The 23,390-nt window shown below is 73.7% G+C and carries 24 protein-coding genes; 9 read left to right on the top strand and 15 right to left on the bottom strand.

Going from position 1 to position 23,390, the window contains the following annotated elements:
• Nucleotides 1-333: 333 nt before the first annotated feature.
• Both IF73_RS0109950 and IF73_RS0109945 read left to right on the top strand, forming a co-directional pair.
• Nucleotides 334-528: a hypothetical protein gene (locus IF73_RS0109950; protein WP_030493667.1), complete on the top strand. Its 195-nt coding sequence runs from the start codon at nucleotides 334-336 to the stop codon at nucleotides 526-528.
• A 37-nt stretch (nucleotides 529-565) separates the two neighbouring features.
• The gene (locus tag IF73_RS0109945; protein WP_031005693.1) at nucleotides 566-2,167 is read left to right on the top strand and encodes a hypothetical protein; all 1,602 of its coding nucleotides are present in this window, start codon (nucleotides 566-568) and stop codon (nucleotides 2,165-2,167) included.
• Between the two features lie 154 nt (nucleotides 2,168-2,321).
• Here IF73_RS0109945 and IF73_RS0109940 read toward each other — a convergent pair whose 3' ends face one another.
• The gene (locus IF73_RS0109940) at nucleotides 2,322-3,821 is read right to left on the bottom strand and encodes a PLP-dependent aminotransferase family protein (protein WP_031005691.1); all 1,500 of its coding nucleotides are present in this window, start codon (nucleotides 3,819-3,821) and stop codon (nucleotides 2,322-2,324) included.
• 135 nt (nucleotides 3,822-3,956) lie between these two features.
• Here IF73_RS0109940 and IF73_RS0109935 point away from each other — a divergent pair, with 135 nt between their 5' ends.
• The 4 genes from IF73_RS0109935 to IF73_RS0109920 all read left to right on the top strand — a co-directional run bounded on the left by IF73_RS0109935 (nucleotide 3,957) and on the right by IF73_RS0109920 (nucleotide 7,448).
• Nucleotides 3,957-4,625, top strand: a complete 669-nt coding sequence (locus tag IF73_RS0109935; protein ID WP_031005689.1) for a YczE/YyaS/YitT family protein — start codon at nucleotides 3,957-3,959, stop codon at nucleotides 4,623-4,625.
• Entirely contained in the window at nucleotides 4,622-5,386 is a 765-nt protein-coding gene (locus IF73_RS0109930; protein WP_031005686.1) for a glycerophosphodiester phosphodiesterase, read from the top strand. Before IF73_RS0109935 ends, IF73_RS0109930 begins: the two co-directional genes overlap by 4 nt.
• Before the next feature lie 49 nt (nucleotides 5,387-5,435).
• Complete coding sequence (locus IF73_RS0109925) at nucleotides 5,436-6,818, top strand: MFS transporter (RefSeq protein ID WP_031005684.1); 1,383 nt, start codon at nucleotides 5,436-5,438, stop codon at nucleotides 6,816-6,818.
• Nucleotides 6,819-7,073: 255 nt separating this feature from the next.
• Nucleotides 7,074-7,448: an RNA polymerase-binding protein RbpA gene (locus tag IF73_RS0109920; protein WP_026278069.1), complete on the top strand. Its 375-nt coding sequence runs from the start codon at nucleotides 7,074-7,076 to the stop codon at nucleotides 7,446-7,448.
• Between the two features lie 88 nt (nucleotides 7,449-7,536).
• On the opposite strand, the gene fxsA is transcribed toward IF73_RS0109920, so the two are convergent.
• The 4 genes from fxsA to IF73_RS0109900 all read right to left on the bottom strand — a co-directional run bounded on the left by fxsA (nucleotide 7,537) and on the right by IF73_RS0109900 (nucleotide 11,531).
• Nucleotides 7,537-8,133 carry an FxsA family membrane protein gene (gene fxsA, locus IF73_RS0109915; protein WP_031005681.1) on the bottom strand — a complete coding sequence of 199 codons (597 nt, stop codon included), beginning with the start codon at nucleotides 8,131-8,133 and terminating at the stop codon, nucleotides 7,537-7,539.
• A 96-nt stretch (nucleotides 8,134-8,229) separates the two neighbouring features.
• Nucleotides 8,230-9,006, bottom strand: a complete 777-nt coding sequence (locus tag IF73_RS0109910) for a polyprenol monophosphomannose synthase (RefSeq protein ID WP_031005679.1) — start codon at nucleotides 9,004-9,006, stop codon at nucleotides 8,230-8,232.
• Nucleotides 9,007-9,452: 446 nt separating this feature from the next.
• Nucleotides 9,453-11,081: an amidohydrolase gene (locus IF73_RS0109905; RefSeq protein WP_031005677.1), complete on the bottom strand. Its 1,629-nt coding sequence runs from the start codon at nucleotides 11,079-11,081 to the stop codon at nucleotides 9,453-9,455.
• Between the two features lie 9 nt (nucleotides 11,082-11,090).
• Nucleotides 11,091-11,531 (bottom strand): Lrp/AsnC family transcriptional regulator, encoded by a 441-nt coding sequence (locus IF73_RS0109900; protein ID WP_030493658.1) that lies wholly within the window; start codon nucleotides 11,529-11,531, stop codon nucleotides 11,091-11,093.
• A 224-nt stretch (nucleotides 11,532-11,755) separates the two neighbouring features.
• Here IF73_RS0109900 and IF73_RS0109895 point away from each other — a divergent pair, with 224 nt between their 5' ends.
• A complete protein-coding gene (locus IF73_RS0109895; protein ID WP_234338197.1) occupies nucleotides 11,756-12,124 on the top strand; it encodes a hypothetical protein in 369 nt (122 codons plus the stop codon).
• Nucleotides 12,125-12,127: 3 nt separating this feature from the next.
• On the opposite strand, the gene IF73_RS0109890 is transcribed toward IF73_RS0109895, so the two are convergent.
• Nucleotides 12,128-13,231, bottom strand: a complete 1,104-nt coding sequence (locus tag IF73_RS0109890) for a phosphotransferase family protein (RefSeq protein WP_031005674.1) — start codon at nucleotides 13,229-13,231, stop codon at nucleotides 12,128-12,130.
• 22 nt (nucleotides 13,232-13,253) lie between these two features.
• Nucleotides 13,254-14,357 carry a DUF7064 domain-containing protein gene (locus IF73_RS0109885; protein ID WP_031005673.1) on the bottom strand — a complete coding sequence of 368 codons (1,104 nt, stop codon included), beginning with the start codon at nucleotides 14,355-14,357 and terminating at the stop codon, nucleotides 13,254-13,256.
• 181 nt (nucleotides 14,358-14,538) lie between these two features.
• Between IF73_RS0109885 and IF73_RS41930 the strand changes: the two genes are divergently transcribed.
• Nucleotides 14,539-15,027 (top strand): hypothetical protein, encoded by a 489-nt coding sequence (locus IF73_RS41930; protein WP_234338196.1) that lies wholly within the window; start codon nucleotides 14,539-14,541, stop codon nucleotides 15,025-15,027.
• A 12-nt stretch (nucleotides 15,028-15,039) separates the two neighbouring features.
• Here IF73_RS41930 and IF73_RS39450 read toward each other — a convergent pair whose 3' ends face one another.
• From IF73_RS39450 to IF73_RS42565, 7 genes are all read right to left on the bottom strand, one after another.
• On the bottom strand, nucleotides 15,040-15,195 hold the full coding sequence (locus IF73_RS39450) for an SCO1431 family membrane protein (RefSeq protein ID WP_234338195.1): 156 nt from the start codon (nucleotides 15,193-15,195) through the stop codon (nucleotides 15,040-15,042).
• Between the two features lie 206 nt (nucleotides 15,196-15,401).
• A complete protein-coding gene (gene asnB, locus IF73_RS0109870) occupies nucleotides 15,402-17,246 on the bottom strand; it encodes an asparagine synthase (glutamine-hydrolyzing) (protein WP_031005669.1) in 1,845 nt (614 codons plus the stop codon).
• Nucleotides 17,247-17,389: 143 nt separating this feature from the next.
• Nucleotides 17,390-18,817, bottom strand: coding sequence for an ABC transporter ATP-binding protein (locus IF73_RS0109865; RefSeq protein ID WP_051716649.1), 1,428 nt, complete (start codon nucleotides 18,815-18,817; stop codon nucleotides 17,390-17,392).
• On the bottom strand, nucleotides 18,814-19,467 hold the full coding sequence (locus tag IF73_RS0109860; RefSeq protein WP_199806632.1) for an energy-coupling factor transporter transmembrane component T family protein: 654 nt from the start codon (nucleotides 19,465-19,467) through the stop codon (nucleotides 18,814-18,816). Before IF73_RS0109860 ends, IF73_RS0109865 begins: the two co-directional genes overlap by 4 nt.
• Nucleotides 19,468-19,577: 110 nt before the next feature.
• Nucleotides 19,578-20,153: an MptD family putative ECF transporter S component gene (locus IF73_RS0109855; protein ID WP_051716642.1), complete on the bottom strand. Its 576-nt coding sequence runs from the start codon at nucleotides 20,151-20,153 to the stop codon at nucleotides 19,578-19,580.
• A 100-nt stretch (nucleotides 20,154-20,253) separates the two neighbouring features.
• On the bottom strand, nucleotides 20,254-21,054 hold the full coding sequence (locus IF73_RS0109850) for a thioesterase II family protein (protein WP_199806631.1): 801 nt from the start codon (nucleotides 21,052-21,054) through the stop codon (nucleotides 20,254-20,256).
• Between the two features lie 5 nt (nucleotides 21,055-21,059).
• Nucleotides 21,060-21,194, bottom strand: a complete 135-nt coding sequence (locus IF73_RS42565; protein WP_267883568.1) for a hypothetical protein — start codon at nucleotides 21,192-21,194, stop codon at nucleotides 21,060-21,062.
• Nucleotides 21,195-21,453: 259 nt separating this feature from the next.
• Here IF73_RS42565 and IF73_RS0109835 point away from each other — a divergent pair, with 259 nt between their 5' ends.
• Nucleotides 21,454-21,999 carry a winged helix-turn-helix transcriptional regulator gene (locus tag IF73_RS0109835; protein ID WP_199806630.1) on the top strand — a complete coding sequence of 182 codons (546 nt, stop codon included), beginning with the start codon at nucleotides 21,454-21,456 and terminating at the stop codon, nucleotides 21,997-21,999.
• Nucleotides 22,000-22,017: 18 nt separating this feature from the next.
• Here IF73_RS0109835 and IF73_RS0109830 read toward each other — a convergent pair whose 3' ends face one another.
• Nucleotides 22,018-23,385 (bottom strand): peptidase C39 family protein, encoded by a 1,368-nt coding sequence (locus IF73_RS0109830; RefSeq protein ID WP_031005656.1) that lies wholly within the window; start codon nucleotides 23,383-23,385, stop codon nucleotides 22,018-22,020.
• Nucleotides 23,386-23,390: the final 5 nt, after the last annotated feature.

The raw sequence follows: 23,390 nt of genomic DNA, 5'->3' as shown, positions 1-23,390 counted from the left end.
CTGCGTCCCGCGCGCGTGCCGCCCGGTACCGCCTGCCCTTGACCTGCGCACGGCAAGCGCGGCCGTACGAGTGAATCGACAGGGTACTGCCCGCGCGGTGACATGACCGCGTCCGGCCGAGGCAAGGATCACCGCGTCCGTCACGCGTGAGCAGCGCCTCTCGGTCCCCCCATACCCCACTTCGGCGGTTTCGCCACCCGGGACGGCCACCGCCGTCCGCCGGTCAAGTGAAAACGCCCGCTATTCACCCGATTGCACCTTTAGTCACATAGATACTTGCCGTGAATCTGGAAGGACTGATCGTGACTGTCCCCTCAACCAGGAGAACACCCCATGATCCTGTCCATCTCAGGCGTCGTCCTGCTCGGCATCATCTGCTTCCTGTTCTTCAAGAAGGACGGCCTCAAGGCCTCGCACGCGCTCGTCTGCGCGCTCTTCGGCTTCTACCTGGCGGGCACCGCCATCGCACCGAGCATCACCGCGGGCGGCCAGAGCCTGGCCGGCCTGCTGGGCGGAATCAAGTTCTGACGCCTCTCACCCCCTTCCACCACTCCAGGAGTACGACGTGGCCCGGCGACCACTCCCCCGCATTCTGAGCAGCGGCACCGCGCAGCTGGCGCGCAGCCGAGAGATCGCGCGGTCGGCCGCCGACAGCGCCACCGACGTGCTCCATCCGCTGATCACGGTCTCCCGTGGTCTGCGGAAGCTGGCCGCGTCCGCGCGGGCCAAGTGGGCCGCGACCCCCAAGGAACGGCGCGGTCCCACGCTGTTCCTGGTCGCGGCCTGCGTCCTGGTCGTCGCCCTCGTGCCGTACGGGCCGCTGCTCGCGCTCGTCGCGCTCATGGGCGCCGCCGCGTGGAAGGGGCATGAGAAACCGGTCGTGAGGACCGGCCCCGACGAGACGGAGCTCGCCCGGCTGAAGGGCCTGTACGAGGCCCTGGTGCCGTACTTCTCCGTCCCCGAGGACCCCGACCCGCTCTTCGCCCACGGCGGCGACTGGAGCCGGGCCTTCGCCGACCACGCCTTCGACGAGAGCGGCCGCCCCACCCGGCTGCGGATCTCCTACCCGCCGTACTTCCCGGACGGGGAGCCGGCCTCCCGCGCCCGCATCGAGCAGCTGCTGCACGCCAAGTCGGGGCGCGGCCGCGAGTACCGCTTCGACTGGGACGAGGAGGGCAACCGGCTCGTCATGCAGGTGCTGCCCGCCCTGCCGACCACCATCGCCGCCCAGCGGTTCGTCACCGCCCCGGGCGAGACCGTCCTCGGCTTCACCGACGCCGACGCCGTGCAGCGGACCGTGCCCGTCGTCTCCTCGGACGGCTCCGAGGACGCGCCGGCCGTCGTCTGGCGCACCGGCCCCCGCTCCACCGAGCCCCACCTGCTCGCCGTCGGCCAGCCCGGCAGCGGCACCACCACCCTGCTGCGCTCCCTCGCGCTCCAGGCCCTCGAACACGGCGACGTGCTCATCGTGGACGGCGCGGGCGCCGGCGAGTACGCCTGCCTGGTCGGCCGCGACGGCGTCCTCGGTGTCGAGACCGAGCTGTCCGGCGCCCTGGACAGCCTGGAATGGGCCGCCCAGGAGACCGAGCGGCGGCTGATCTCCGCCAACCGCGCCCGGCAGGCCGGCCACCCCGCCCCCGCGGACACCCGCCGCCCGCTGTGGATCCTCCTCGACCGCCCCGGCGTCCTCGGGCACCTGGCCGCCTCCGAGGGCCGCCCCGACCCCCAGGAGCTGCTCCAGGTGCCGCTGCGGCACGGCCGGGCCGCCCAGGTGACGGTGGTGGTGACGGAGCAGTTCGACACCGCCGACGGGCTGCACGAGGGGGTACGCGCGCACACCCGCGCCCGCGTGGTGCTCGGCCCCGCCACCCCCGGACAGATCGCCGCCGTCCTGGGCGTCGAGCCGCACACCACGCCGGCCCCGCAGGTCCCGCCGGGCCGCGGCTACGCCCGCCTCGGCACCGGGCCGGTCCTCCGGCTCCAGGTGCCGGCGACCCCCGACCCGTACGACGACGCCGTCGGCGACACCGACCGGCAGGCCGTCCTCGACCTGCTGCCGGAGCGGCGGGCGGCGGCCACGATGGCCCTGGAGAAGGTCCCGGAGGCGGCGGCCGAGCCGACCCCCGGCCCCTTCCCCCGGCACGCCCCGGTCCCGGCGGAGGGCTGACGGCGCATCCCGCGCGCACGGCGAAGGCCGGTACGGCCCCGGAGGTCCGTACCGGCCTTCGCCGTCCCCACGCGCGCGCGGGAACCATCGCCCCGAGCCCGGCCCCGGCCCACGCGCGCGTGGGCCGGCAGCGACCCGCCGGCCGGCCGGCGGCTCAGGCCACGAAGGTCCGGGGCGGCTCCACTCCCCCGCCGAGCCCCGACTCCACCAGCCGGGCCGCCGCCGCGAGCCGGCTCGCGGCCTCCTCGGCGACCGGTCCCGCGACGGTGAACGGGAGCCGGATGTACCCCTCGAAGGCGCCGTCGACGCCGAACCGAGGACCGGACGGCACGCGGACGCCGACCCGCTCGCCCGCCTCTGCCAGCCGGGAGCCGGACAGCCCGCCGGTGCGCACCCAGAGCGTCAGCCCGCCGCGCGGCACCTCGAACTCCCACTCCGGCAGCTCCTTGCGGACCGCCGCGACGAGCGCGTCCCTGTTCTCCTTGGCCTGCGCCCGGCGCAGGGTGACGGCCTCCTCCCACCCTCCCGTGCGCATCAGCCAGTTGACGCCGAGCTGTTCCAGGACGGGCGTGCCCAGGTCGGCGTAGGCGCGGGCGGCGACCAGGGAGCGGATGACGTCGGGCGCGGCGCGGACCCAGCCGATCCGCATGCCGGCCCAGAACGCCTTGCTGGCCGAGCCGACGGTGAGGACGGTGGAGCCGGCCGGGTCGAAGGCGCACACCGGGCGGGGCATCTCGATGTCGTCGTCGAGGTGGAGCTCGGACATGGTCTCGTCGACGACGAGCACCGTGCCGGCCGCGCGGGCCGCCTCCACGAGCCCCCGCCGCTGGTCCTCGTCGGCGAGGGCCCCGGTCGGGTTGTGGAAGTCGGCGACCACGTACGCGAGGCGGGGCGCGGCGTCGCGCAGCACCTGGCGCCAGCGGCCGAGGTCCCAGCTGCCGAGCCCCTCGGACATGGCGACGGGGACCAGCCGGGCGCCGGCCTCCCGCATCAGCTGGAGGATGTTGGCGTACGACGGGGACTCGACGGCGATCCGCTCGCCGCGCCCGGCGAAGAGGTGGCAGATGGCGTCGATGGCGCCCATGGCGCCGGTGGTGACCATGATCTGCTCGGGCATGGTCGGGATGCCGCGGGCGGTGTAGCGCTCGGCGAGCATGGCGCGCAGCGCGGGGAGCCCCGCCGGGTAGTCGCCGTGGGTGTGGGCGTACGGCGGCAGCTCCTCCAGGGCGCCCTGCACGCCGCGGGTCAGCCAGGGTTCGGGGGCGGGCAGGGCGGCGCAGCCGAGGTCGATCAGGGAGCCGAGGGTCTCCGGCGGCAGCGGTTCGAGGCCGCGCGCGGGCAGCGGGTTGCCGGCCGGGACCGCGGTCCAGCTGCCGGCGCCGCGCCGGGACTCCAGGAAGCCCTCGGTGCGCAGCGCCTCGTAGGCGGCGGCCACGGTGGTGCGGCTGACGGTGAGGGCGAGGGCCAGCTCGCGCTCGGCGGGCAGCCGGGCGGCCACCGGCACCCGGCCCTCCAGGACGAGCAGGCGGATGCCGTCGGCGAGGGCGCGGTAGGCGGGCGGCTTCCGCGCGCCGGGGCCCGCGGGGCGGGGCGACTGGGCCTGGAGCTGCCGCGCCAGCTGGGCGGCCCCGACGGCCGAAGTCCACTGAGCCATGGAAATCAGTCCACCTTCCTCGAATTGGCCATGGTTGGCATCCGTTCTCCCGCCACAGAGTGTCATGAGTCGGTCCACCGTCACCACACCGGGCCGCGAACCCGACACCCGTCACCACCTCAGGGGGGCACGTCCATGTCCATCGCCTCCGGCTCGCGCGGCCGGCATCTGACCCGCCGGCTCGTCCAGCTCTACACCGGCCTCGCCCTCTACGGCGTGAGCTCGGCGATGCTCGTCCGCAGCGGCCTGGGCCTGGAGCCGTGGAACGTGCTGCACGAGGGCCTGTCGGAGGTCACCGGTCTCTCCATGGGTGTCGTCCTGACGATCGTCGGCGCGCTGGTCCTGCTCCTGTGGATCCCGCTGAGGCAGCGGCCGGGCCTGGGCACGGTCTCGAACGTCCTGGTGATCGGCGCGGCGATGGACGGCACCCTGGCCCTGCTGCCCGGGGGCCACGGGCCGGCCGTGCGCATCGCCCTGCTGGTGCTCGGCATCACGCTGAACGGGGTGGCGACCGGTCTCTACATCGCGGCCCGCTTCGGCCCGGGGCCCCGCGACGGCCTCATGACCGGTCTGCACCGCCTCACCGGGCAGTCGATCCGGCTGATCCGGACCCTGATCGAGATCACGGTCGTCGCCACCGGCTTCCTGCTCGGCGGCTCGGTCGGCGTGGGCACGGTCCTCTACGCGCTGTCCATCGGCCCGCTCGCCCAGCTCTTCCTGCGCCTCTTCGCCGTCCCGGAGCCGGCCGCCGTCGGCACCGGGGTCGCCGCGGAGTCACCGGAAGGCGCCATACTGCGGCGGTGACTCGCGTACGCCACCCCTACCTCGACCACCCGCACCCGCTGCCCTTCGCCCACCGGGGCGGCACGGCGGACGGCCTGGAGAACACCGCGGCCGCCTTCCGCCGGGCCGCCGCGGCGGGCTTCCGCTATTTCGAGACCGATGTGCACACCACCGCCGACGGCGTGCTCGTCGCCTTCCACGACGCGACCCTGGACCGGGTGACGGACGCCACCGGTCTGATCCGCGACCTGCCGTGGGCGGCGGTCCGGGAGGCCCGGGTGGCCGGCAAGGAGCCGCTGCCGCTCTTCGAGGACCTGCTCCAGGAGTTCCCCGAGGCCCGCTGGAACGTGGACCTCAAGACCGAGTCGGCGCTGGCCCCGCTGGTGGACCTGATCTCCCGCACCGACGCCTGGGACCGGGTCCTGGTCGGCTCCTTCACCGAGGCCCGGGTGGCCCGGGCGCAGCGGCTCGCGGGCCCCCGGCTGGCCACCTCGTACGGCGTGAGCGGGGTCGCGGCGCTGCGGATGCGCTCGCTCGGGCTGCCGGCCCCGCTGCGGGCCGGCGCGGTCGCCGCGCAGGTCCCGGAGACGCAGGGCGGGATCCGGGTGGTGGACCGCCGCTTCGTCCGCGCGGCGCACGCGCGCGGGCTCCAGGTGCACGTGTGGACCGTGAACGATCCGGAGCGCATGGACTCTCTGCTGGACCTGGGGGTCGATGGCATCATGACCGATCATCTGGAGACGCTGCGCGAGGTCCTCGTCGCCCGCGGGACTTGGGCCTGAGGGCGCGCGGGCGTCCCGGCGACGGGGACGAACGAGGGGGCGTGCGGCCGTGACCGCCGAGACGACCGGTCCTGAGGGGCCCACCACCGATCCTGCCGGACGCAGACGGGAACAGCGCGGCTGGTACTTCTACGACTTCGCCTGCTCGGTGTACTCGACCAGTGTCGTGACCGTGTTCCTGGGGCCGTACCTCAAGTCGGTGGCCGAGAACGCCGCCGGCGGCGAGGACGGGCTGGTGTACCCGCTGGGCATACCCGTGGCGCCGGGGTCGCTCTTCCCGTACGCCGTCTCCGTCTCGCTGGTGGTGGCCATCGTGGCGATGCCGCTGGTGAGCGCGGCGGCGGACCGCCGGGGGCGCAAGAAGCCGCTGCTCGCGGCGGCGGCGTACCTGGGGGCGGGCGCGACGACCGGCATGTTCTTCCTGGAGGGAACCCGTTACCTGCTGGGCGCCTTCCTGCTGATCGTGGCGAACGCATCCTTCGCGGTGGCGATGATGCTCTACAACGCCTATCTGCCGCAGATCGCCGGCCCGGAGGAGCGCGACGAGGTCTCCTCGCGCGGCTGGGCCTTCGGCTACACCTCGGGCGCCCTGGTCCTGGTACTGAACCTGGTGCTGTACTCCGGCCACGAGTCCTTCGGACTGGAGGAGGGCGAGGCCGTCCGGATCTGTCTGGCCTCGGCGGGGCTCTGGTGGGGCGCCTTCGCGCTGATCCCGCTGAAGCGGCTGCGCGACCGGCGGCTGCCGACCGCTCCCGCCGGCGCCGGCCGGCCGGCGGGCGAGGGGGCGGTCGGCGCGGGGTGGCGCCAGCTCCGGTCGACGCTGAGGGACATGCGCGCGCACCCGCTGACGCTGGCCTTCCTGCTCGCCTACCTGGTCTACAACGACGGGGTGCAGACGGTGATCTCGCAGGCGGCGATCTTCGGCGAGGAGGAGCTGGGCCTGGAGAAGACCACGCTCATCACGGCGGTGCTGCTGGTGCAGGTGCTCGCGGTGGCGGGCGCCCTGCTGATGGCGCGGTTCGCCCGGACGTACGGCGCCAAGCGGACGATCTTGGGCGCACTGGTGGTCTGGACGGTCATCCTCGTGGCCGGTTACCTGCTGCCGGCCGGGGCGCCGGTCTTCTTCTACTGCCTGGCGGCGGCGATCGGGCTCGTGATGGGCGGCACCCAGGCGCTGTCCCGCTCGTTGTTCTCGCACCTGGTGCCGGAGGGGAAGGAGGCGGAGTACTTCTCGGCGTACGAGCTGAGCGACCGCGGACTGAGCTGGCTGGGTCCGCTGATGTTCGGCCTCGTGTATCAGCTGACGGACAGCTATCGAGCTGCCATCATCTCTCTCGTGATCTTCTTCGTGGCCGGTTTCGCCCTGCTCGCCAGGGTCCCCGTACGGGACGCCGCGCACGAGGCGGGCAATGTCGTACCCGAGCGAATTTAGACGCGGAAGTGAAAGGCCGGTAGTGTACGCGTTTGGCCTGCCAGGCGGACCGTTACTGCGTGCTGCTTTGGTGAAGACGCCGTGTCACATCTGCCGCCAGATGTGACAAAACGGGCACTGGTGGGTACAACAAGGGGCGGCACGACGGGCGACGCATGACCCGGAACGGGAATCTTTATCGCCGACCGGACGTTGACCGGATGACGACGACAGCGACACCTGTCCTGTGGGCGACAAGCCCGGGAGGCACGATTCATGAGTGAGCGAGCTCTTCGCGGCACGCGCCTCGTGGTGACCAGCTACGAGACCGACCGCGGCATCGATCTGGCCCCGCGCCAGGCCGTGGAGTACGCATGCGAGAAGGGCCATCGTTTTGAGATGCCCTTCTCGGTGGAGGCGGAGATTCCGCCGGAGTGGGAATGCAAGGTCTGCGGAAGCCAGGCGCTTCTGGTGGACGGCGACGGACCCGAGGAGAAGAAGGGCAAGCCGGCGCGTACGCACTGGGACATGCTCATGGAGCGTCGTACCCGCGAGGAGCTGGAGGAGGTCCTCGCCGAGAGGCTGGCCGTCCTGCGCTCCGGCGCCATGAACATCGCGGTGCACCCGCGCGACAGCCGCAAGTCCGCCTGACGGACGCCACGGCAGGAGCAACGCCGAGGGGCCCGGTACACGATCCGTGTACCGGGCCCCTCGGCGTTCCCCGCCCGGACGCCCCCGCTCAGGGCGTCAGCGGCGGGCGCTGTGCGTCGCCGGGCCCGTACGGGCCCTGGGGCGCGTCGTCGCGGATGACCTCGCCCTGGACCACCTTCCCGTCCGGCCGGTGGATACGGGCCTGCTGGAAGGCGTCCTGGAGGCTTCCGGGAGGCGCGGCGGCCATCCGGCGCTCGACGGCCTTCTCCGCGGCGCGCCCGAGGACCGTACGGACCTGGGGCACGAGCAGCAGCAGTCCGGCGACGTCGGAGATCAGGCCGGGGATCATCAGGAGCAGGCCGCCCAGCATCAGGAAGCCGTTGCGGTCCTCGGCGCCCTTCCGGTCGGCCGCGCCCGGCACCGTACCGCTCTGGGCGGCGGCCTGGGCCTGCTGGAAGGTGGAGCCGAGGTTCGCGAAGGCCCGGCGGCCGGCCCGCTTCACGACGGTGGCGCCGAGGACGGCGCCGCCGACGAGGAGGAGCAGCACGGTCAGTCCGCCCGCCGCGTTCGCCACGACGGTGAGCAGCCAGATCTCCACGACCAGCCAGGCGGCGAGGCCGAGCGGGAGGAGGGTGCGCGCGCGGGAGCGCTGGGGGGCGTGAGGGGGCGGTGCGCCGGTCGTCATGCCGTCCAGTGTGCCTGGCGCCCCGCAGGAACGTCGTAAGGAAAAGATCAGCCCGGACCGCGCGGGGCGGTCCGGGCCGGGGGTGCGGAGGGGGGGTCAGCCGCGCTTGCGGCCGAGGAGCCTGCCCACCTTCTCGGCGCGGGCGGTGAGGCCCCAGCCGGTGACCCGCCAGAGGGCCTCGACGAGGATGTCGCGGCTCATCTTGGAGTCGCCGACCTCGCGCTCGACGAAGGTGATGGGGACCTCGACGACGTGGAAGCCGGCGGCGACGGCGCGGCGGGCGAGGTCGACCTGGAAGCAGTAGCCGGCCGAGGCGACGTCCTCCAGGCCCAGGCCTTCCAGGGTCTCCTTGCGGAAGGCGCGGTAGCCGCCGGTGACGTCGCGGATCGGGACGTCGAGCATGACGCGGGAGTAGAGGCTGCCGCCGCGGGAGATGAACTCGCGGGACTTCGGCCAGTTCACGATCCGGCCGCCCGGCACCCAGCGGGAGCCGAGGACCAGGTCGGCGCTCTTCAGCGCGGTGAGCAGCCGGGGCAGCTCCTCGGGCTGGTGGGAGCCGTCGGCGTCCATCTCGACGAGGACCTCGTAGCCGTGCTCGATGCCCCAGCGGAAGCCCGCCAGGTAGGCGGCGCCCAGCCCTTCCTTGCCCTTGCGGTGCAGGACGTGGACGTGGTCGTCGTCGGCCGCGAGCTCGTCGGCGAACTTGCCGGTGCCGTCCGGGCTGTTGTCGTCGGCGACGAGGATGTGCGCCTCGGGGACGGCCTCCCGTACGCGCGCGACGATCGGCCTGATGTTGTCCGCCTCGTTGTAGGTCGGAATGATCACCAAAGCCTTGCCGAGCGGGCCGTAACGCCTCACGCCACCGTCGTTCACTACTGCCCCTTCGGATACAGACACAGGCCCCCACCTTAGCGAGGTCTCCGGCGTGGTCTGGTCCTGCGGGGTGTGAGACGTGCGACGCCGGCGCGGGAGCGTGCGGTGCGGGGCCCGACGTCCTTCGGTCCGACCCGGGACCCGCTGGCTGCGGATCGACCGAAGGCCGTTGTCTACTGAACGTCCGGGCCCCACCCGGGTCGCACCTTCCGCCGGTGAAACCTTCCCTCGCGGCCGAGGCGCGGGCGGCGGTCGGCGTCGGCGAGGAGGTGTGGTCCGGTCGGACGTCCTGTGGTGGACGCGGGAGAACCTACCGGGCCGGGCCGGTCGGCTGTCAACACCCGTTTGACCTGCGGGGTTCCCGAGAAGCCGCAGGCCGGGCGGGAAGATCCGCAGGTCGGGGGCGAACCCGTGGTGCGTACATCCGGGTGGCCGTCAACCGGACATCACTCGTTCGGCCGTACGAACACCGTCTGTCCGTACACGACCGTCCGGAGGCAGACGGGGAGGTCGGCACCGGGGGACAGATCGGGCAGACCGGGCGTCCCGGAGCGGGGGTCGGTGGACCAGCGGGCCACCCGGTCGTCGGGCGCCTGGACGACCAGGTCGCCGGTCCGCCAGATCGCGTAGTCGGCGGGGGCGCCGGGGACGAGGGTGCCCGCGTCGTCCCGGCCGACCGCGCGCCAGCCGCCGCGGGTGTGGGCGGTGAAGGCGGCCCGGACCGAGATCCGGTGCTCGGGGGTGCGGTGGAAGGCGGCGGCCCGGACGGTGCCCCACGGGTCGAGCGGGGTGACCGGGCTGTCCGAGCCGAAGGCGAGCGGCACGCCTGCGCGCAGCAGGGCCGCGTACGGGTTGAGGGTGCGGGCCCGCTCGGCGCCGAGGCGCTCGGCGTACATGCCCTCGTCGCCGCCCCACAGGGCGTCGAAGGCGGGCTGGACGGAGGCGGTGAGGCCGAGCTCGGCGAAGGCGGCGACCGTCTCGGGGGTGAGCATCTCGGCGTGCTCGATGCGGTGCCGGGCGGCGCGGATCCGGGCCAGGCCGAGCTTCTCGGAGGCGGCCCGGACGCCGTCCACGACGGCGGTCACGGCGGCGTCGCCGATGGCGTGGAAGCCGGCCTGGAGGCCCGCCTCGGTGCAGGCCGTGACGTGGGCGGCGACGGTGGCGGCGTCCAGGTGGGCGGCGCCGGTGTGGCCGGCGGCGTCCGCGTACGGCTCGTGGAGGCAGGCGGTGTGCGAGCCGAGGGAGCCGTCGGCGAAGAGGTCGCCGGCCGCGCCGAGGGCGCCGAGCGCGCGGGCCCGCTCGATGTCGAGGTCGGCCCAGTAGCCGACCACGCGGGGGCCGGGCTCGGCGCGGGCGAGGTCCAGCAGGCCGGTGAAGTCGTCCTCGGAGGAGATCCGCGGTCCGCCGCACTCGTGGAGGGTGCCGATGCCGAGGGAGGCGGCGTGCGCGCGGGCGGCGCGCTGGGCCTCGGTGCGCTGGCCCGGGGAGACGGCGGCGAACGCGGCGGCGCGGACGGCGTGGTGGGCGTCGCCGGTGAGCGGCGCGCGCCCGTCGTGGAAGCCGTCCAGCTCCCGTACGCCGGGGACGAGGTCGAGGAGCGCGGTGGTGACGACGGCCGAGTGGACGTCGATCCGGGTGAGGTAGAGCGGCCGGCCGCCGGTGAGCCCGTCCAGCTCCTCGCGGGTGAGCGGGCGCCGCTCGGGCCAGCGGGAGGCGTCCCAGCCGTGCCCGATGAGGATGCGGTCCCCGGGGCGGGCGGCGGCGTGGGCGCGGACCAGCTCCGCCGCCTCGGCGAGCGAGGCGGCGGAGGAGAGGTCGAGGCCGGTGAGCGCGAAGCCGGTGGCCGTGGTGTGGACATGGGCGTCCACGAAGGCCGGGGTGACGAGCGCGCCCTCCAGGTCGACCACCTCGTCCACGCCGGAGGCGAAGGCGTCGGCGGCGCCCTCCTCGCCCACCCAGGCGATGTGACCGCGCTCCACCACCATGGCGGTGGCGAAGGGGTCGGCGGGGCTGTGGACTTCTCCACCGCGCAGGAGCACGGTGCGGTGTTCGCCGGAGTTCAGGCTTTCGCTCATGCGACCAGGCTAAATGCGCGGCGGCCTGGCTTCGTACGGGGTGGACAGCACGACGGTGGTGCGGCTGGAGACGTGGGCCTGGGAGCGGATGCGGCTGAGCAGGTGCTCCAGCTCCAGGGGGGTGGCGACCCGGACCTTGAGGATGTAGTTCTCGTCGCCGGCGACGCTGTGGCACGCCTCGATCTCGGGGATGTCGGCGAGCCGGTCGGGGGTGTCGTCGGGGGCGCTGGGGTCGAAGGGTTTGACCGAGATGAAGGCCGTCAGCGGCAGGCCCACCGCCTCGGGGTCGACGACGGCGGCATAGCCGCGGATGACACCGCGCTGCTCCAGCCTGCGGACGCGCTGATGCACGGCCGACGTGGACAGGCCGGTGGCCTTGCCCAGGTCGGTGTAGCTCATGCGCCCGTCCTTGACGAGCAACTCCACGATCTGACGATCCAGCTCCTCCATGCGCCGACCCTATTGCGCCGAAGGGTCCGGGGCCCAGCCGGGTGCGGGCCGTATGCACCGCTATGGGCTTCCGCGCGGCACCTGCGACGGGCATGTGACGAACGCCACAGGTTTGCGGGCGCCGTCGGGGGCCCGCTCACGGTTATGCGGAGTTCCGTATGGGAAGGGCTTGCTGTGGTCCCGGCCGCACAGTACCGGCCGACCTGTCCGAGGGGGAGTTCTCCATGCTGGAGCCCGTTGATTCCGTCGAGCCGTCCGATGAGTTCGACGCGTACGACACGTTCGAGATGTTCCGCGTGATCTGCCCGGAGTGCGATCAGCCGATCGCGCTGCTGGCGGACGAGGACGCGCTGCCCGAGCACGCGCTGTGCCCGTCGGCGTGGAACCCCTTCACCCTCACGGTCTGCCCGGGCACCGGTCGGCCCGCCGCCGAGGCGCCCTCCGCCGACGACGAGGCCGGCGTCCAGGAGCAGGACACCGCGCTGCTCCTGACGCTGCCGCAGGGCCTCGACTGGCGGACGCAGCCCTTCTCGCACATCGGCGGTCCGGGCTCGCGGCCGATCCGCGCGGCCCAGCTGCGCCGCGCGGCCTGAGCCTCAGCCCACTTCGGTCCAGTAGGCGCCGCGCACCATCGCCGCGAGGGCGGCGTGGTGCAGGATGAGCCGGTCGGGGTCCGCGGGGACCTCGACCTCGCCGAAGTACGCCTGGCGGTACGCGATCCTCAGCATCACGATCGCGTGCCGCAGCGCCGCGTACAGGGTGTGGAACTCCATCGCGCGCGGGGTGTGCCCGGTGAGTTCGGCGTACCGCCGCTCGACCGCCTCGCGGCGCAGGAGGCCGGGGAGTCCGGGCTGGCCGAAGCCCACGGTCAGGTCCTGGAAGAAGCGGTGCAGGTAGACGGTCCAGCCGAGGTCGACCTCGCGGGGCGCGCAGGCCGCCATCTCCCAGTCGAGGACGGCGGCCGGGGTGAAGCCGTCGTAGACGATGTTCCCGATCCGGGCGTCGCCCCAGCAGAGCACGGCCGGCCCCTCGTCGTCCGGCCACAGCTCCTCCAGGCGCGCGAAGCCGGCCTCGATCAGCGGTGAGGGCGCGAGTCCGTCCACCACCCAGGCGTAGTAGGCGCGTTGGGCGTCGACGTGCCGGCGCAGCGGGCTGCCGGTGCCGTCCGGGAGCAGGAACTCGGCCTCCTTCGCCGGGAACTGGTCGTGGAGCCGGGCGAGGACCGCCACCGACTCCGCCTCCAGCACGGCCCGTTGGGCGTCGGTGGCGGCGTGCAGCCAGTTCCCCTCGTACGTGTACGGCATGACGTCCGGCGGCACGCGCCCCTCGGCGCGGGCCATCACGAAGAAGGGGGCGCCGAGCGGTTCCGGGTCCTCCTCCAGCCACAGCACGCGCGGGACGGGCACGTCGGTGTGGTCGGCGACGAGCCCCATCACCCGGTGCTGGCGGGCCATGTCGTAGACGGGGAAGACGGTGTACGCGGCGGGGTCGGCGGCCAGCCGCAGGGCGCAGCCGCGCACCGGGGCGTCCGGGTGCTCCAGGTCGAAGAGCAGCGTCTCGCTGGACATGCCGTTGGAGCCGGGCACGGCGAGCCCGGAGACGGTGGCGCCGGGCAGCCTGCGGTCGAGCCAGGCGGTCAGCCGGGCGGCCAGCTCCTCGGGGTCGCGGGTGGTGGTGCGGGGACGGGGGGCGGTGGCCATCGCGTCCCTCCTTTCCGAACGGTCAGCCGGTGAAGCCGCTGGGGTCGTGGCGGCCGAAGGAGCCGTGCTCGAAGATGCCGTGGCCGGTGCGGCCGTCGAGGGTGAAGCGGGCCGCGTGGTCGGTGACGCCGTACGCGGCGAGCGGGTGGGCGGCCGGGTCGGAGAGGTCGTAGACGCGCCGGTCGGTCCAGTCGCGGCCCTGCCAGGTGCCGTGCTGCCAGTCGCCGGCGGGCGGGTAGCCGGCGCCGACGGCGAGCGGGGAGGAGGCGAGGATCTCGACGCCGATCTCCAGGGGCTTGCCGCTCGGGTCGGTGAGGTGGACGACGGCGCTCTCGGGGTGGCGGGTGCCGGGCCGGTACGCGATCTCGGTGCGGGGCCAGCCGAGCTGGACGTCCCGGTGGCCGTTGCGGACCAGCTGGGCCTGGTTGAGGGTGCGGTAGCCGTCGGCGTCCTCCTGGGCGACGACCATCACGAAGCGGTCCTCGAAGCGCATGGGGATCCAGAGCCAGTGGAAGCCCTCGGGGCGGGACTCGGCCGCGCGGCCGGGCTCCTCACCGGGGATGGGGCGGACGCCCCAGCTGCGGTCGCGGGTGCCGGTCCACTCCCCCGCCGTGACCTCGAACCGCTCGCCGCCGGCCCGGACGGTGCCCGCGCAGTGGCCGGCCTGGACGAAGCGGCGCCCTTCGAGGGTGAGCCGGCCGCCGGTGCGCTGCAGGTGGTGCGGCTCCCAGAGGGCGGGGAAGTCGCCGGTCCAGGTGAGGTCGAAGGAGAGCCCGTCGGGGTCGGCCGGGTCGGCGGCGCAGCTCAGGGTGAAGCGGCGGAGCGGTTCGTCGACGGTGATCCGCAGCGGACCGACCTCCAGGCGCATCCGGTCGTCGCCGAGCGCGTCGGAGGCGCGGACGGCGTGCAGCCGGTCGCCGGTGCGCAGGGTGGCGTAGGCGTCGACGACCCCGGTGTTGGGGTAGACGCCGAGCCCGGCGATGAGCAGCGCGCGGCCGGCGTGGTCGAAGACGTGGAAGATGCAGCGGTCGTAGGCGTTCCGGTCGCCGCTGACGTGGTGCTTCATGGAGAGCGGGGCCTGGTGCACGGGGTACTCGTCGAGCGCGACGGGCCGGTCGTCGTCCACGGCTGACCTCCTGGTCCTCGAAGGAGATCTGACGGTACGTCAGACTCCGGGGCGAGGACCAGAGGCGTGCGCGGGCGCGCGGGCGGGGCGGTGCGCCGCCGGGCGCGCCGGGTAAGAGGCGAACTGTCGCTCGAATGCGTCCGGCGGTGACCCGGCGGGGGCGGGGCGCGTTGGTCCCGGCATGACCACGCTGTACTCCACACCCAGCGGAGTCGGTCGGCATCGGCAGACCGAACCGGGCGGCGAAGAATCGGTTCCGCAATGGATTCCGGCAGGGACGGCCGCATCGGGCCCCGCCCCCGACGGCTCCGCGCCGGCACCGCTCCCCGCGCGGGCCCCGGCCCCGGAGGAGACGCCCGCGCCGGGGCCGCGCCCCGCCGCCGCGCCCCTGCCCGTCCCCGCGCCGGCGGCCCCGGCGGACGCGCCCGCGCCCACCGCCGTCGTACCGGTGCCCACGATGGTCTCCGTGCCGCTGCCCGCGCCGGTACCCGTGCAGGTCCACCCGGACCCGCCGATCTACCAGGCGCTGTACTCGCTCTGGGCCAGCCAGGGACGCACGCTGCCCGGCCGCCGGGACGCCGAGTGGACGCGGCTCGCCGCGGGGCCCGTCTGGGCCGACCGGACCGTACGGGTCAGCGGGATCCTGGCCCCGTGGGCCGGGGCGCGCTGACCGGCCGCCCGGTCACATGAGACCCGCGCGGGTGACCAGGACGGCGAGGAGGACGACGAGGGTCCAGCCGAGGACGTGCTCCAGCAGCTCGGGACCCCGGTCGTCCTGAGGGCCGCCCGTGCGCGTGCGCGAGAGGAGACGGCCGGCGAGGGTGGTGGTGGCGCTCATGCCCACCACCATGGGGCACCGGTGCCGCCCCGGACCAGAGACGTCCCTCACACCCCGGCCGCGCCCCGGACCGCCCGGGACACGCCGAGGGCCCGAAGCCCCCCGCGCGGCACGGCAGTCGGCCGGCCGGGCCGCGGGGACGGCGGACCCCCGTGTGCCGCACGCCACTCCCCCGCCGACCCGTCCGCGACGGAGACCGGGCGCGCTCAGTCCAGCAGCAGTTCCGGCGCGTGCAGCTCCAGCCAGGTGTTCAGGTCGAGCACCCGCTCCAGGCCGGCCCGCACGCCCATCGGCATGCCCGCCGGGTCCTGCGCCACGACCTGCTGCGCCCAGGCCCGGTCGACGAGCGCGAACAGCTCGGTCTCCGGGGAGGCGAGGATCTCCTTCACCTGCTGCTGGAGGTTGGCCGCGTACTCGGGGTTCTGCGGCGAGGGGTACGGACTCTTGACCCGCTCCACCACCGAGCTCGGCATCACGTGCGCGGCCGCGTGGCGCAGCAGGCTCTTCTCCCGGCCGTCGAACGTCTTCATCGACCACGGCGTGTTGTACACGTACTCGACCAGCTCGTGGTTGCAGAAGGGCACCCGCACCTCCAGGCCGACGGCCATGGAGAGCCGGTCCTTGCGGTCCAGCATGTTGCGGACGAAGCGCGTCAGGTGCAGGTGGAAGATCGAGCGCATCCGGCGGTCCTGCTCCGACTCGCCGTCGAGGTGCTCGACCTCGGCGAGCGCCGCCGCGTACTGGTCGGCGGTGTAGGCGCCCACGTCGAGCCGCTTCCGCAGCCCGGGCTCGATGTGGTCGGTGCGGGACTCCAGGCTCAGCGGCGGGATGACCGTCATCCAGGGGAAGGTGGGGACCCGGGTGAGCGCCTCGACGTGGAACCAGGGGTAGCCGCCGAACACCTCGTCGGCCGACTCCCCGGACAGCGCCACGGTCGAGCGCTCGCGGATCGCCTTGAAGAGCAGGTAGAGGGAGTTGTCCAGGTCGCCGAAGCCGTTCGGGATGTCCCGGGAGGCCACGGCGGCGCGCCGCACCGCGGGGTCCGAGAGGTCCGCGGGGTTCAGCACGACGTCGTGGTGGTCGGAGCCCACGTGGGCCACCACGTCACGGACGAAGGGCGAGTCGGGGGTCTCCCGCATCTCGTCGGGGACGAAGTTCTCCTCCTGGCCGGCGAAGTCCACCGAGAAGGTGCGCACCCGCTCGCCGCGGAGGGCCAGCCGCTCGGCCGCCAGGCCGGTGAGCGCGCTGGAGTCCAGCCCGCCCGAGAGGAGCACGCCCTGGGGCACGTCCGAGATCATCTGCCGGTCGACGATCCCGGTGAGCATCTCCCGGATCCGCGCCACGGTGTCCTCGCGGCTGTCGGTGTGCTCGACGGCCTTCAGGCTCCAGTAGGTCCGCTGCCGCAGCCCGTCGCGGTCCACGGTGATCACCGTGCCGGGCAGCATCTCGTGCATGCCCTTCCACAGGGCCCAGCCGGGGGTCTTGGTCTGGGCGAAGAGCTCGCGCAGGCCGTCGGTGTCGACCGCCTTGCGCACCAGCGGGTTGGCCAGGATCGCCTTGGGCTCGGAGCCGAACAGCACGCCGTCCGGAGTGGGGTGGTAGAAGAGCGGCTTGATCCCCATGCGGTCGCGCACGAGGACCAGCTTCTGCTCCCGCTCGTCCCATATGGCGAACGCGTACATGCCGTCGAGGTGGTCGACGAGGCTCTCGCCCCATTCGAGATAGGCGTGGAGCACGACCTCGGTGTCGCTCTCCGTCGTGAAGGAATGCCCCAGCCCCCGGAGGCGGTCGCGCAGCTCGCGGTAGTTGTACGCCTCGCCGGAATACACCAGGACGACGGCGCCGGCCGGCGTGCGCACGCTCATCGGCTGGGTGCCGCCGGGCAGGTCGATGATGGCGAGCCGCCGGTGCCCCAGCCCGACATGGGTGTCCACGTACGTGCCGCAGGCGTCCGGTCCGCGGCACGCCATCGTCCCGGTCATGGCGTCGAGGGCGTCACGCCGGCGCGTCAGATCGGATTCGAAGGAGACCCAGCCAGAAATTCCGCACATGTGGAGACCTCATTTCCCGCGCTGTCCCGCGGAATTCGCAAAACCAACGTGAAAGACATTCGCGGCCCGCACCGGTATCGCCAACCTAGCGTCCGGTGACTTCGCGTCACAATGTGCGCCCCACCCACGCCCCCGTGCATTCCTCACAGGGCGGTGAGGCGCAGTTCCCGGTCCGCGGCGAGGGTGAGGAGATCGGCGTCGTGGCTGATGAGGACGACCACGGCACCCGCCTCGGCGACCTCGCGCATGGTGCGCGTCATGGACCGCAGATGGCGCCGGTCGACGCCGGAGCTGGGCTCGTCGAAGAGGACGACGCGGCGGCCGCTCAGCCGGGCCGTGGCGACGACCAGGCGCTGCTGCTGCCCTCCGGACAGCGACAGCGGATGCCGGTCGCCGAAGCCCTCCAGGCCGAGGTCGGCCAGGACGGCCGGGGCCTCTCCCGCGTGCTCCGGGAGCGCGCCGAGGCGCAGTTCGGCGGTGACGCTGTCCGTGAAGAGCTGCCGCTGCACGTCCTGCATGACGAGCGCGGTCTCGCGCTGCCGCCGGGCGCGGGAGAGCGGGCGCCCGTCGAGCAGCACCTCGCCCGAGTGGCGCTGCAGGCCCGCCAGGACCCGCGCCAGGGTGGTCTTGCCCGCCCCGTTGGGTCCGGTGACGGCGGTGATGGCGCCGGCGGGCAGCCGCGCCTCCGCGATGTCGAGCACGGGCCGGCCGCGGAAGCCGCAGCGGACGCCGCGCAGCACCAGGTCGCTGCCGGATCCGGGCCCGGCCGGGGCCGCGTCCCGCTCCCCGGTGGCGACGCTGGGTCCGTACGCGTCGGCGGGCGCGACCGGGGGCCGGCGAGGCGGGTCGAGGCCGCGCAGACCCTCGCCGCGCAGCGTCTCCTCGGTCAGCGAGGGGAATTCGGCCCTGGTCCACTCCCTGCTGACACGGCCGTCCTGGAGCACCACGATCCGGTCGGCGAGGTCGCGCAGGTAGTGCAGCCGGTGCTCGGCGATGACGAGCGTCGCGCCCAGCTCGCGGAGGTGGCGCAGCGCGCCGGTGAGCTCGTCGATGCCCTCCGGCGACAGGTTGGAGGTGGGCTCGTCGAAGAGCAGCAGCGGCGGCCCGTGGGTGATGGCCGCGGCGCACGCCACGCGCTGCTGCTGCCCGCCGGACAGCTGCCGGAGGGAGCCGGTGAACCCGCCGAGCCCGAAGGCGGCGACGACCTCGCCGACGCGTTCCCGGATCCGCGGCGAGGGGGTGCCGAAGTTCTCCAGCGCGAAGGCCAGTTCGGTGTCGACGGCGTCGGTGAAGAACTGGCGGCGGGGGTGCTGGAGCACCGTCCCCGTCACCTTGCCGACCTGCGCCAGGTCGGTGATCGGCGCGTCCGCGACGCGGACCTCGCCTTCGAGGGTCCCCTCGTGGAAGTGGGGGATGAGACCGTTCATGAGCCGCAGCGCCGAGCTCTTGCCCGAGCCGCTCGGCCCGCACATCACCACGGTCTCGCCCTGCCGCACGTGCAGGTCGAGTCCGTCGAGCACGACGCGGTCGTGCCCCTGGTAGGTCCATCGGACGTTCTTCAGCTGGATCACGCCGCGGCCCTCCACATCAGCGTCGCCACGGCCAGCAGCACGGCGACGCCCGCGGCCGCCGCGTCCATCGGGCCGAGCCGCGGCGGGTGCATCGCCGTCGGCCGGGCCTCGGAACCGAGCCCGCGCAGCAGCGCCGACGCCGAGAGGTCCTCGGCGGCCCGGAGGCTCGACGCCATCAGCGGGACGGTGAAGTACTCGATGGCGCGCAGCGGACGGCGGAGCATGGCCGCCCAGCCGCCGAGCCCGCGCAGCCGCATCGCGTCCCGCACGGCCTGGGCCTCGCTGACGATCGTGGGCGCGAACCGCAGCATCACCGCGCCCGACACGGTGAAGGCGGACGGCACCCGCGCCGCGCGCAGCGCGGCGGTGAACCGGGTCGGCGGGATCGTGCGCACCAGGTGGACGGCGATGCCGCCCACCGCGATCAGACGCAGGGTGAACTCGGCCGTGACGCCGATGACCCCGAGCACCGGCCACGGGGCGGCCGCCGGCAGCAGGAACGCGACGGCGGCGGCGAGGGCCGCGGCGGCCGGCAGGGCGAGCACGCGCTTCCACGCGCGCTCCACCAGCGCCAGCAGCACGCCGGCGGCCAGCGCCGCGGGGACGTACCACAGGCCGCCGGGCGCCGTGATGGAGATGCTCGCGGCCATCAGGAGCACCACGCCGGTACGGGGGTCCAGCGTCCTCCCCCGGGGCGGCTCCCCGGACGGCGCGTGGGCGTCCGGGGAGCCGGCCGGGGCCGTCCGCGACGGGGACGGGGTCACACCAGACCGGCTTTCCGGAAGTGCTTGTCCAGCAGCCGGACGCCCAGCAGACCGCCGATGACGCCGAAGACCAGCGTGGACAAGTCGAACGCGATCAGCACCGCCGGGGACAGCAGGTCGTCGAGCTGACGGGTGTACTCCTCGCCCATGCTCTCCATGTACGGGCTGGAGAGGAACTCCTCACGGGCGTACAGCATCGGCATGAACAGCCCGGCGAACCAGGTGCTGAACACGGCGTAGGCGAGCACGCTCATCTTCCGCGAGCGGTACCGGCCCGCGTACAGCAGCGCTTCGGCGATCACCGCGGCCACCACGCCGATGACGAGGCCGATCGGCGGGCTGCCGATGAGGAGCATGAAGCTGTTCACGATGACCGCCAGCACGGTGACCATGCCGGCGTGCCGTACGCGGGTGAGGAAGAGCATGAACGGCACGCCCGCCGCGACGATGCTCACCGCGCTCGTCACCAGGGTCGCCGCGGGGCCGAGGAACTCCAGGGAGGTGAACACCCCCACGGTCACGAGATAGAGAGCCCCGAAGATTCCGATGTTGATGAGATCCCGGGGGCTCATGCGTAAGTCCAGGCGCTGCGGGCTTGCTTCGGTGGTCACTGGGCTCCTGCCCTCGTCTCGTTCGGGTGAAGTGCGTGCGGTGCCTGCGGTCGGCGGGCGGTCACGGGGCCGAGGGCCAGGGGGCCGCCGACGTGTCGAAGGCCGCGCGGGCGTACGCCGTGATGAGTTCGACGACCTGGTCGCGGTGGTGGTCCAGGTAGAAGTGACCGCCCTCGAAGACGCGGACGTCGCACGTCCCTTCGGTGGTGTCGCTCCACGCCTCGGCCTCCCGCGGGGAGATCTCCGGGTCCCGGTCGCCGTACAGCACGGTGACCGGGGCGATCAGGCGCGCGCCGGGCCGGTGCCGGTAGGTCTCGCTCAACCGGTAGTCGGTCCTGATGGTGGGCAGGAACGCCTCGACGAGGTCGGCGTTGTCGAGGACGTCGCGGTGGGTCGCCTCGGTGCGGCGCAGCTCCTCGACCAGCTCCTCGTCCGTGCCGAGGTGCACCGTGCCCGGCCTGCTCAGCTCGGGCGCCGGATGGCCCGAGACCACGAGCCGCAGCGGGTGGTGGCCGGCCGCGGAGATCTCGCGGGCCACCTCGTAGGCGACGAGGGCCCCCATGCTGTGTCCGAACAGCATCGTCGGGAGCTCCGGACCGTCGACCGGCGGCCCGTCCGCCAGCACGGCGGCCAGGGTCTGGATGTCGTCCGGCATCGGATCGGAGTAGCGGTCCTCGCGCCCCGGGTACTGCGCCACGAGGAAGTCGAGGTCCCAGGGCACGGCCGCGGCCCAGGACCGGAAGTAGCTGGCGCTGCCGCCGCCGTGCGGGAACAGCACCACCCGGGCACGGGCGTAAGGCCGCTCGGCGATGCGGCGGAACTTGCCGGTGCGGCCGTCGCGCTTCATCGGTTCAACGGACATGTCGCTCACTTCCTGGCCGCGGAGGCCATGGCGATGTTCCAGAACTCGGCGTATCGGCCGCCGCCGTACAGGAGCCCGTAGCGGCTTCCCACCGTGGACGGTTCACCCGTCCGGCGCTGCGAGAACGACCCGGTCGGCACGCACCCGTCCCGGCTGCTCGTCGAGGCGGCGGCGGCCCAACTGTACCCGTGCGTCGTGGACTTGACCGGGCCCGGAGACCGCCCTGGTGAAGATCAACCAGCCGATCATGCCGATTGCACAGAGCGGCACCGCAATCCACACGTGCCCCCGGCTCCGCCCGGATCTTTCCCCTTCCTTTCCGGTCGCCCGTCCCGGCGGACGCCAGGGCGCAGAATCGGCATCGGACCCTTCCGCCCGCCGAGCCGATCGGAGCCGACGGTGAACAGCCCCTCCCCGGAAGCGCGCGACAGCGGGCGCACGGACCCGCCGCCGGCGGCCGGCCCGAAGCCGCGCATCCCCGACTGCCCCCTGGCCCGCACGGCCGAGGCCATCGGCCCCTGGTGGACCCTGGAGCTCCTGCACGAGGTCTTCGACGGCCACACCCGCTTCACGGAGATCCGCCGGAACCTGGCCCTCTCCCCCGAGGTCCTGACGGAACGGATCGCCGCCCTCACGGCGAAGGGCCTGCTGGAGACCGAGGACACCGACCCGGACCCCGGCGACCCGCGGTACCGGCCGACCGCCCGCGGCCGCGCCCTGCGTCCGCTCCTCCTGGTCATGGCGGCCTGGGGCAACCACCGGCTGGCCCCCGAGGAGCGGAGCCTCGTCCTCGTCGACGCCGCGACGGGCGTCGCCGCCGACCCGCTCGTGGTGGACCGCCTCACCGGCCGCCCCCTGGACACCCCCGACTTCGTCTTCGCCCGCGGCCCCCGGGCGAGCGACCTGATCGCCGCCCGCTACCCGGAGATCCCGGAGCGCCGCTGACGCCCCGGGGCCCCGCTCTCAGAGCAGCCCCACCGACCGCAGTACGAGTCGCTGAGCCGGCACCGGCTCGACCGGCCAGAAGACATAGCAGACACCCCCCGTGCCGCTTCTGACCTTGCCGTTCGCGTCGTACCGCTTCGTCCGGAGCCAGATGTTCTCCCACTCGCGGCGGCGGTAGACCCGGCGGACGGCCTCGTTGGTCGGGGAGGCCGGGTCGTTGGCGATCACGTCGCCGTCGGCGGTGAAGCCGATGACCGTCATCAGGTGGCCGGAGGTGCCGTAGCCGGCGCCGGTCAGCTCCTCCTTGCGGAAGGACTGGGAGGTGATCACCGGGATGCCGACCCGGATCAGGGTCTCCAGGTCGGTGAGCGAGCGAAGCCGGGTCACCACCGCGTTCAGGTCGGGGTAGGCGGCCGCGTAGGCGGCGTTGAAGGGCCAGTTGCCGCAGCCGGAGTACTGGTGGTCGTAGGTGTGCCGGGCCGCGTGGCAGACCTGCGGGTCGGCGAAGTCCGGGTTCACCCAGGCCAGGTCGGCGGCCGAGGGCGCACGGCCCCAGTACTCGACGATCATCTGCGAGGAGGTCGGGCTGCACCACGCCTCGCCGCCGTTGTCGTACTCGGGATACTGGCCGACGTGGGTGTTCTGCGAGTAGCGCGGGACGGCCAGCTCGCGGGCGAGGGCGGGCTCGGAGGCCGGGACCGTGAAGCGGTCCGGGACGTCCGAGGCCATCGCGCCGAGCCGCCAGACGGTGGGGGTGAGCGTGGTGCCGGAGCGGCGGTAGAGGGTGAGCCGGAGGCGGTACGAGGTGAGGCGGAGGCCGCTCGCCGGGTCGTCCACGGCGAGGGTGTCCGTCCAGACGGTGCTCCGGCCGTCCGTCTGGTCGTCGACCGAGGTGCGCTTGATGTCGGTGTCGCCGGAGGCCCACCGGCCCATGACGAACCACGGGGTGCCGGTGCCGTCGCCGTAGGTGCCGGAGAGCTCGACCTGGAGCCAGGTGCCGGCCGGCGTGCGGGCGTTCCAGGAGGCGATCACCTCGGTGGCGGGCACGGACGGGGTGTGTGCGGGCGAGGTCCAGCGGGCGTACTCCCAGGCGGAGGTGCGCCCGGTGTGCGGGTCGGTGTAGTCGGTGCGGCCCAGGGGGGCGTCCAGGACCAGGCCCGGGCGGCGCCCGGCGACGGCCCGGGTGCCGTCGGCGTCCCCGGACCGCCAGTCGGTGTACGTGGACCAGAAGCGGTTGGCGACGGTCCCGGGGGCCAGGAGGCCGGCCCCCTCCTCCGTGCCGCCGGGTTCGGACGCCGAGGCCGGTACGGCTCCGGCCGCGGCCGTGCCCGCGGCGGCCGCGAGCGCTGCGGCGAGGACGGTCCGGCGTGAGGCTGATCCGGGCATGGCGA

Origin of the sequence: Streptomyces sp. NRRL F-5727, assembly GCF_000719555.1 — a bacterium.
Taxonomy (GTDB): domain Bacteria; phylum Actinomycetota; class Actinomycetes; order Streptomycetales; family Streptomycetaceae; genus Streptomyces.
This window is presented reverse-complemented; position numbering and strand designations above follow the sequence as displayed.

Bases quoted from the DNA above. Each gene is read 5' to 3' on its own strand.
- IF73_RS0109950 (WP_030493667.1), top strand. From the start codon at position 334: ATGATCCTGTCCATCTCAGGCGTCGTCCTGCTCGGCATCATCTGCTTC.
- IF73_RS0109940 (WP_031005691.1), bottom strand. From the start codon at position 3,821: ATGGCTCAGTGGACTTCGGCCGTCGGGGCCGCCCAGCTGGCGCGGCAG.
- IF73_RS0109935 (WP_031005689.1), top strand. From the start codon at position 3,957: ATGTCCATCGCCTCCGGCTCGCGCGGCCGGCATCTGACCCGCCGGCTC.
- IF73_RS0109920 (WP_026278069.1), top strand. From the start codon at position 7,074: ATGAGTGAGCGAGCTCTTCGCGGCACGCGCCTCGTGGTGACCAGCTAC.
- fxsA (WP_031005681.1), bottom strand. From the start codon at position 8,133: ATGACGACCGGCGCACCGCCCCCTCACGCCCCCCAGCGCTCCCGCGCG.
- IF73_RS0109905 (WP_031005677.1), bottom strand. From the start codon at position 11,081: ATGAGCGAAAGCCTGAACTCCGGCGAACACCGCACCGTGCTCCTGCGC.
- IF73_RS0109900 (WP_030493658.1), bottom strand. From the start codon at position 11,531: ATGGAGGAGCTGGATCGTCAGATCGTGGAGTTGCTCGTCAAGGACGGG.
- IF73_RS0109895 (WP_234338197.1), top strand. From the start codon at position 11,756: ATGCTGGAGCCCGTTGATTCCGTCGAGCCGTCCGATGAGTTCGACGCG.
- IF73_RS0109890 (WP_031005674.1), bottom strand. From the start codon at position 13,231: ATGGCCACCGCCCCCCGTCCCCGCACCACCACCCGCGACCCCGAGGAG.
- IF73_RS41930 (WP_234338196.1), top strand. From the start codon at position 14,539: ATGACCACGCTGTACTCCACACCCAGCGGAGTCGGTCGGCATCGGCAG.
- IF73_RS39450 (WP_234338195.1), bottom strand. From the start codon at position 15,195: ATGAGCGCCACCACCACCCTCGCCGGCCGTCTCCTCTCGCGCACGCGC.
- asnB (WP_031005669.1), bottom strand. From the start codon at position 17,246: ATGTGCGGAATTTCTGGCTGGGTCTCCTTCGAATCCGATCTGACGCGC.
- IF73_RS0109860 (WP_199806632.1), bottom strand. From the start codon at position 19,467: ATGGCCGCGAGCATCTCCATCACGGCGCCCGGCGGCCTGTGGTACGTC.
- IF73_RS0109855 (WP_051716642.1), bottom strand. From the start codon at position 20,153: ATGAGCCCCCGGGATCTCATCAACATCGGAATCTTCGGGGCTCTCTAT.
- IF73_RS0109850 (WP_199806631.1), bottom strand. From the start codon at position 21,054: ATGTCCGTTGAACCGATGAAGCGCGACGGCCGCACCGGCAAGTTCCGC.
- IF73_RS0109830 (WP_031005656.1), bottom strand. From the start codon at position 23,385: ATGCCCGGATCAGCCTCACGCCGGACCGTCCTCGCCGCAGCGCTCGCG.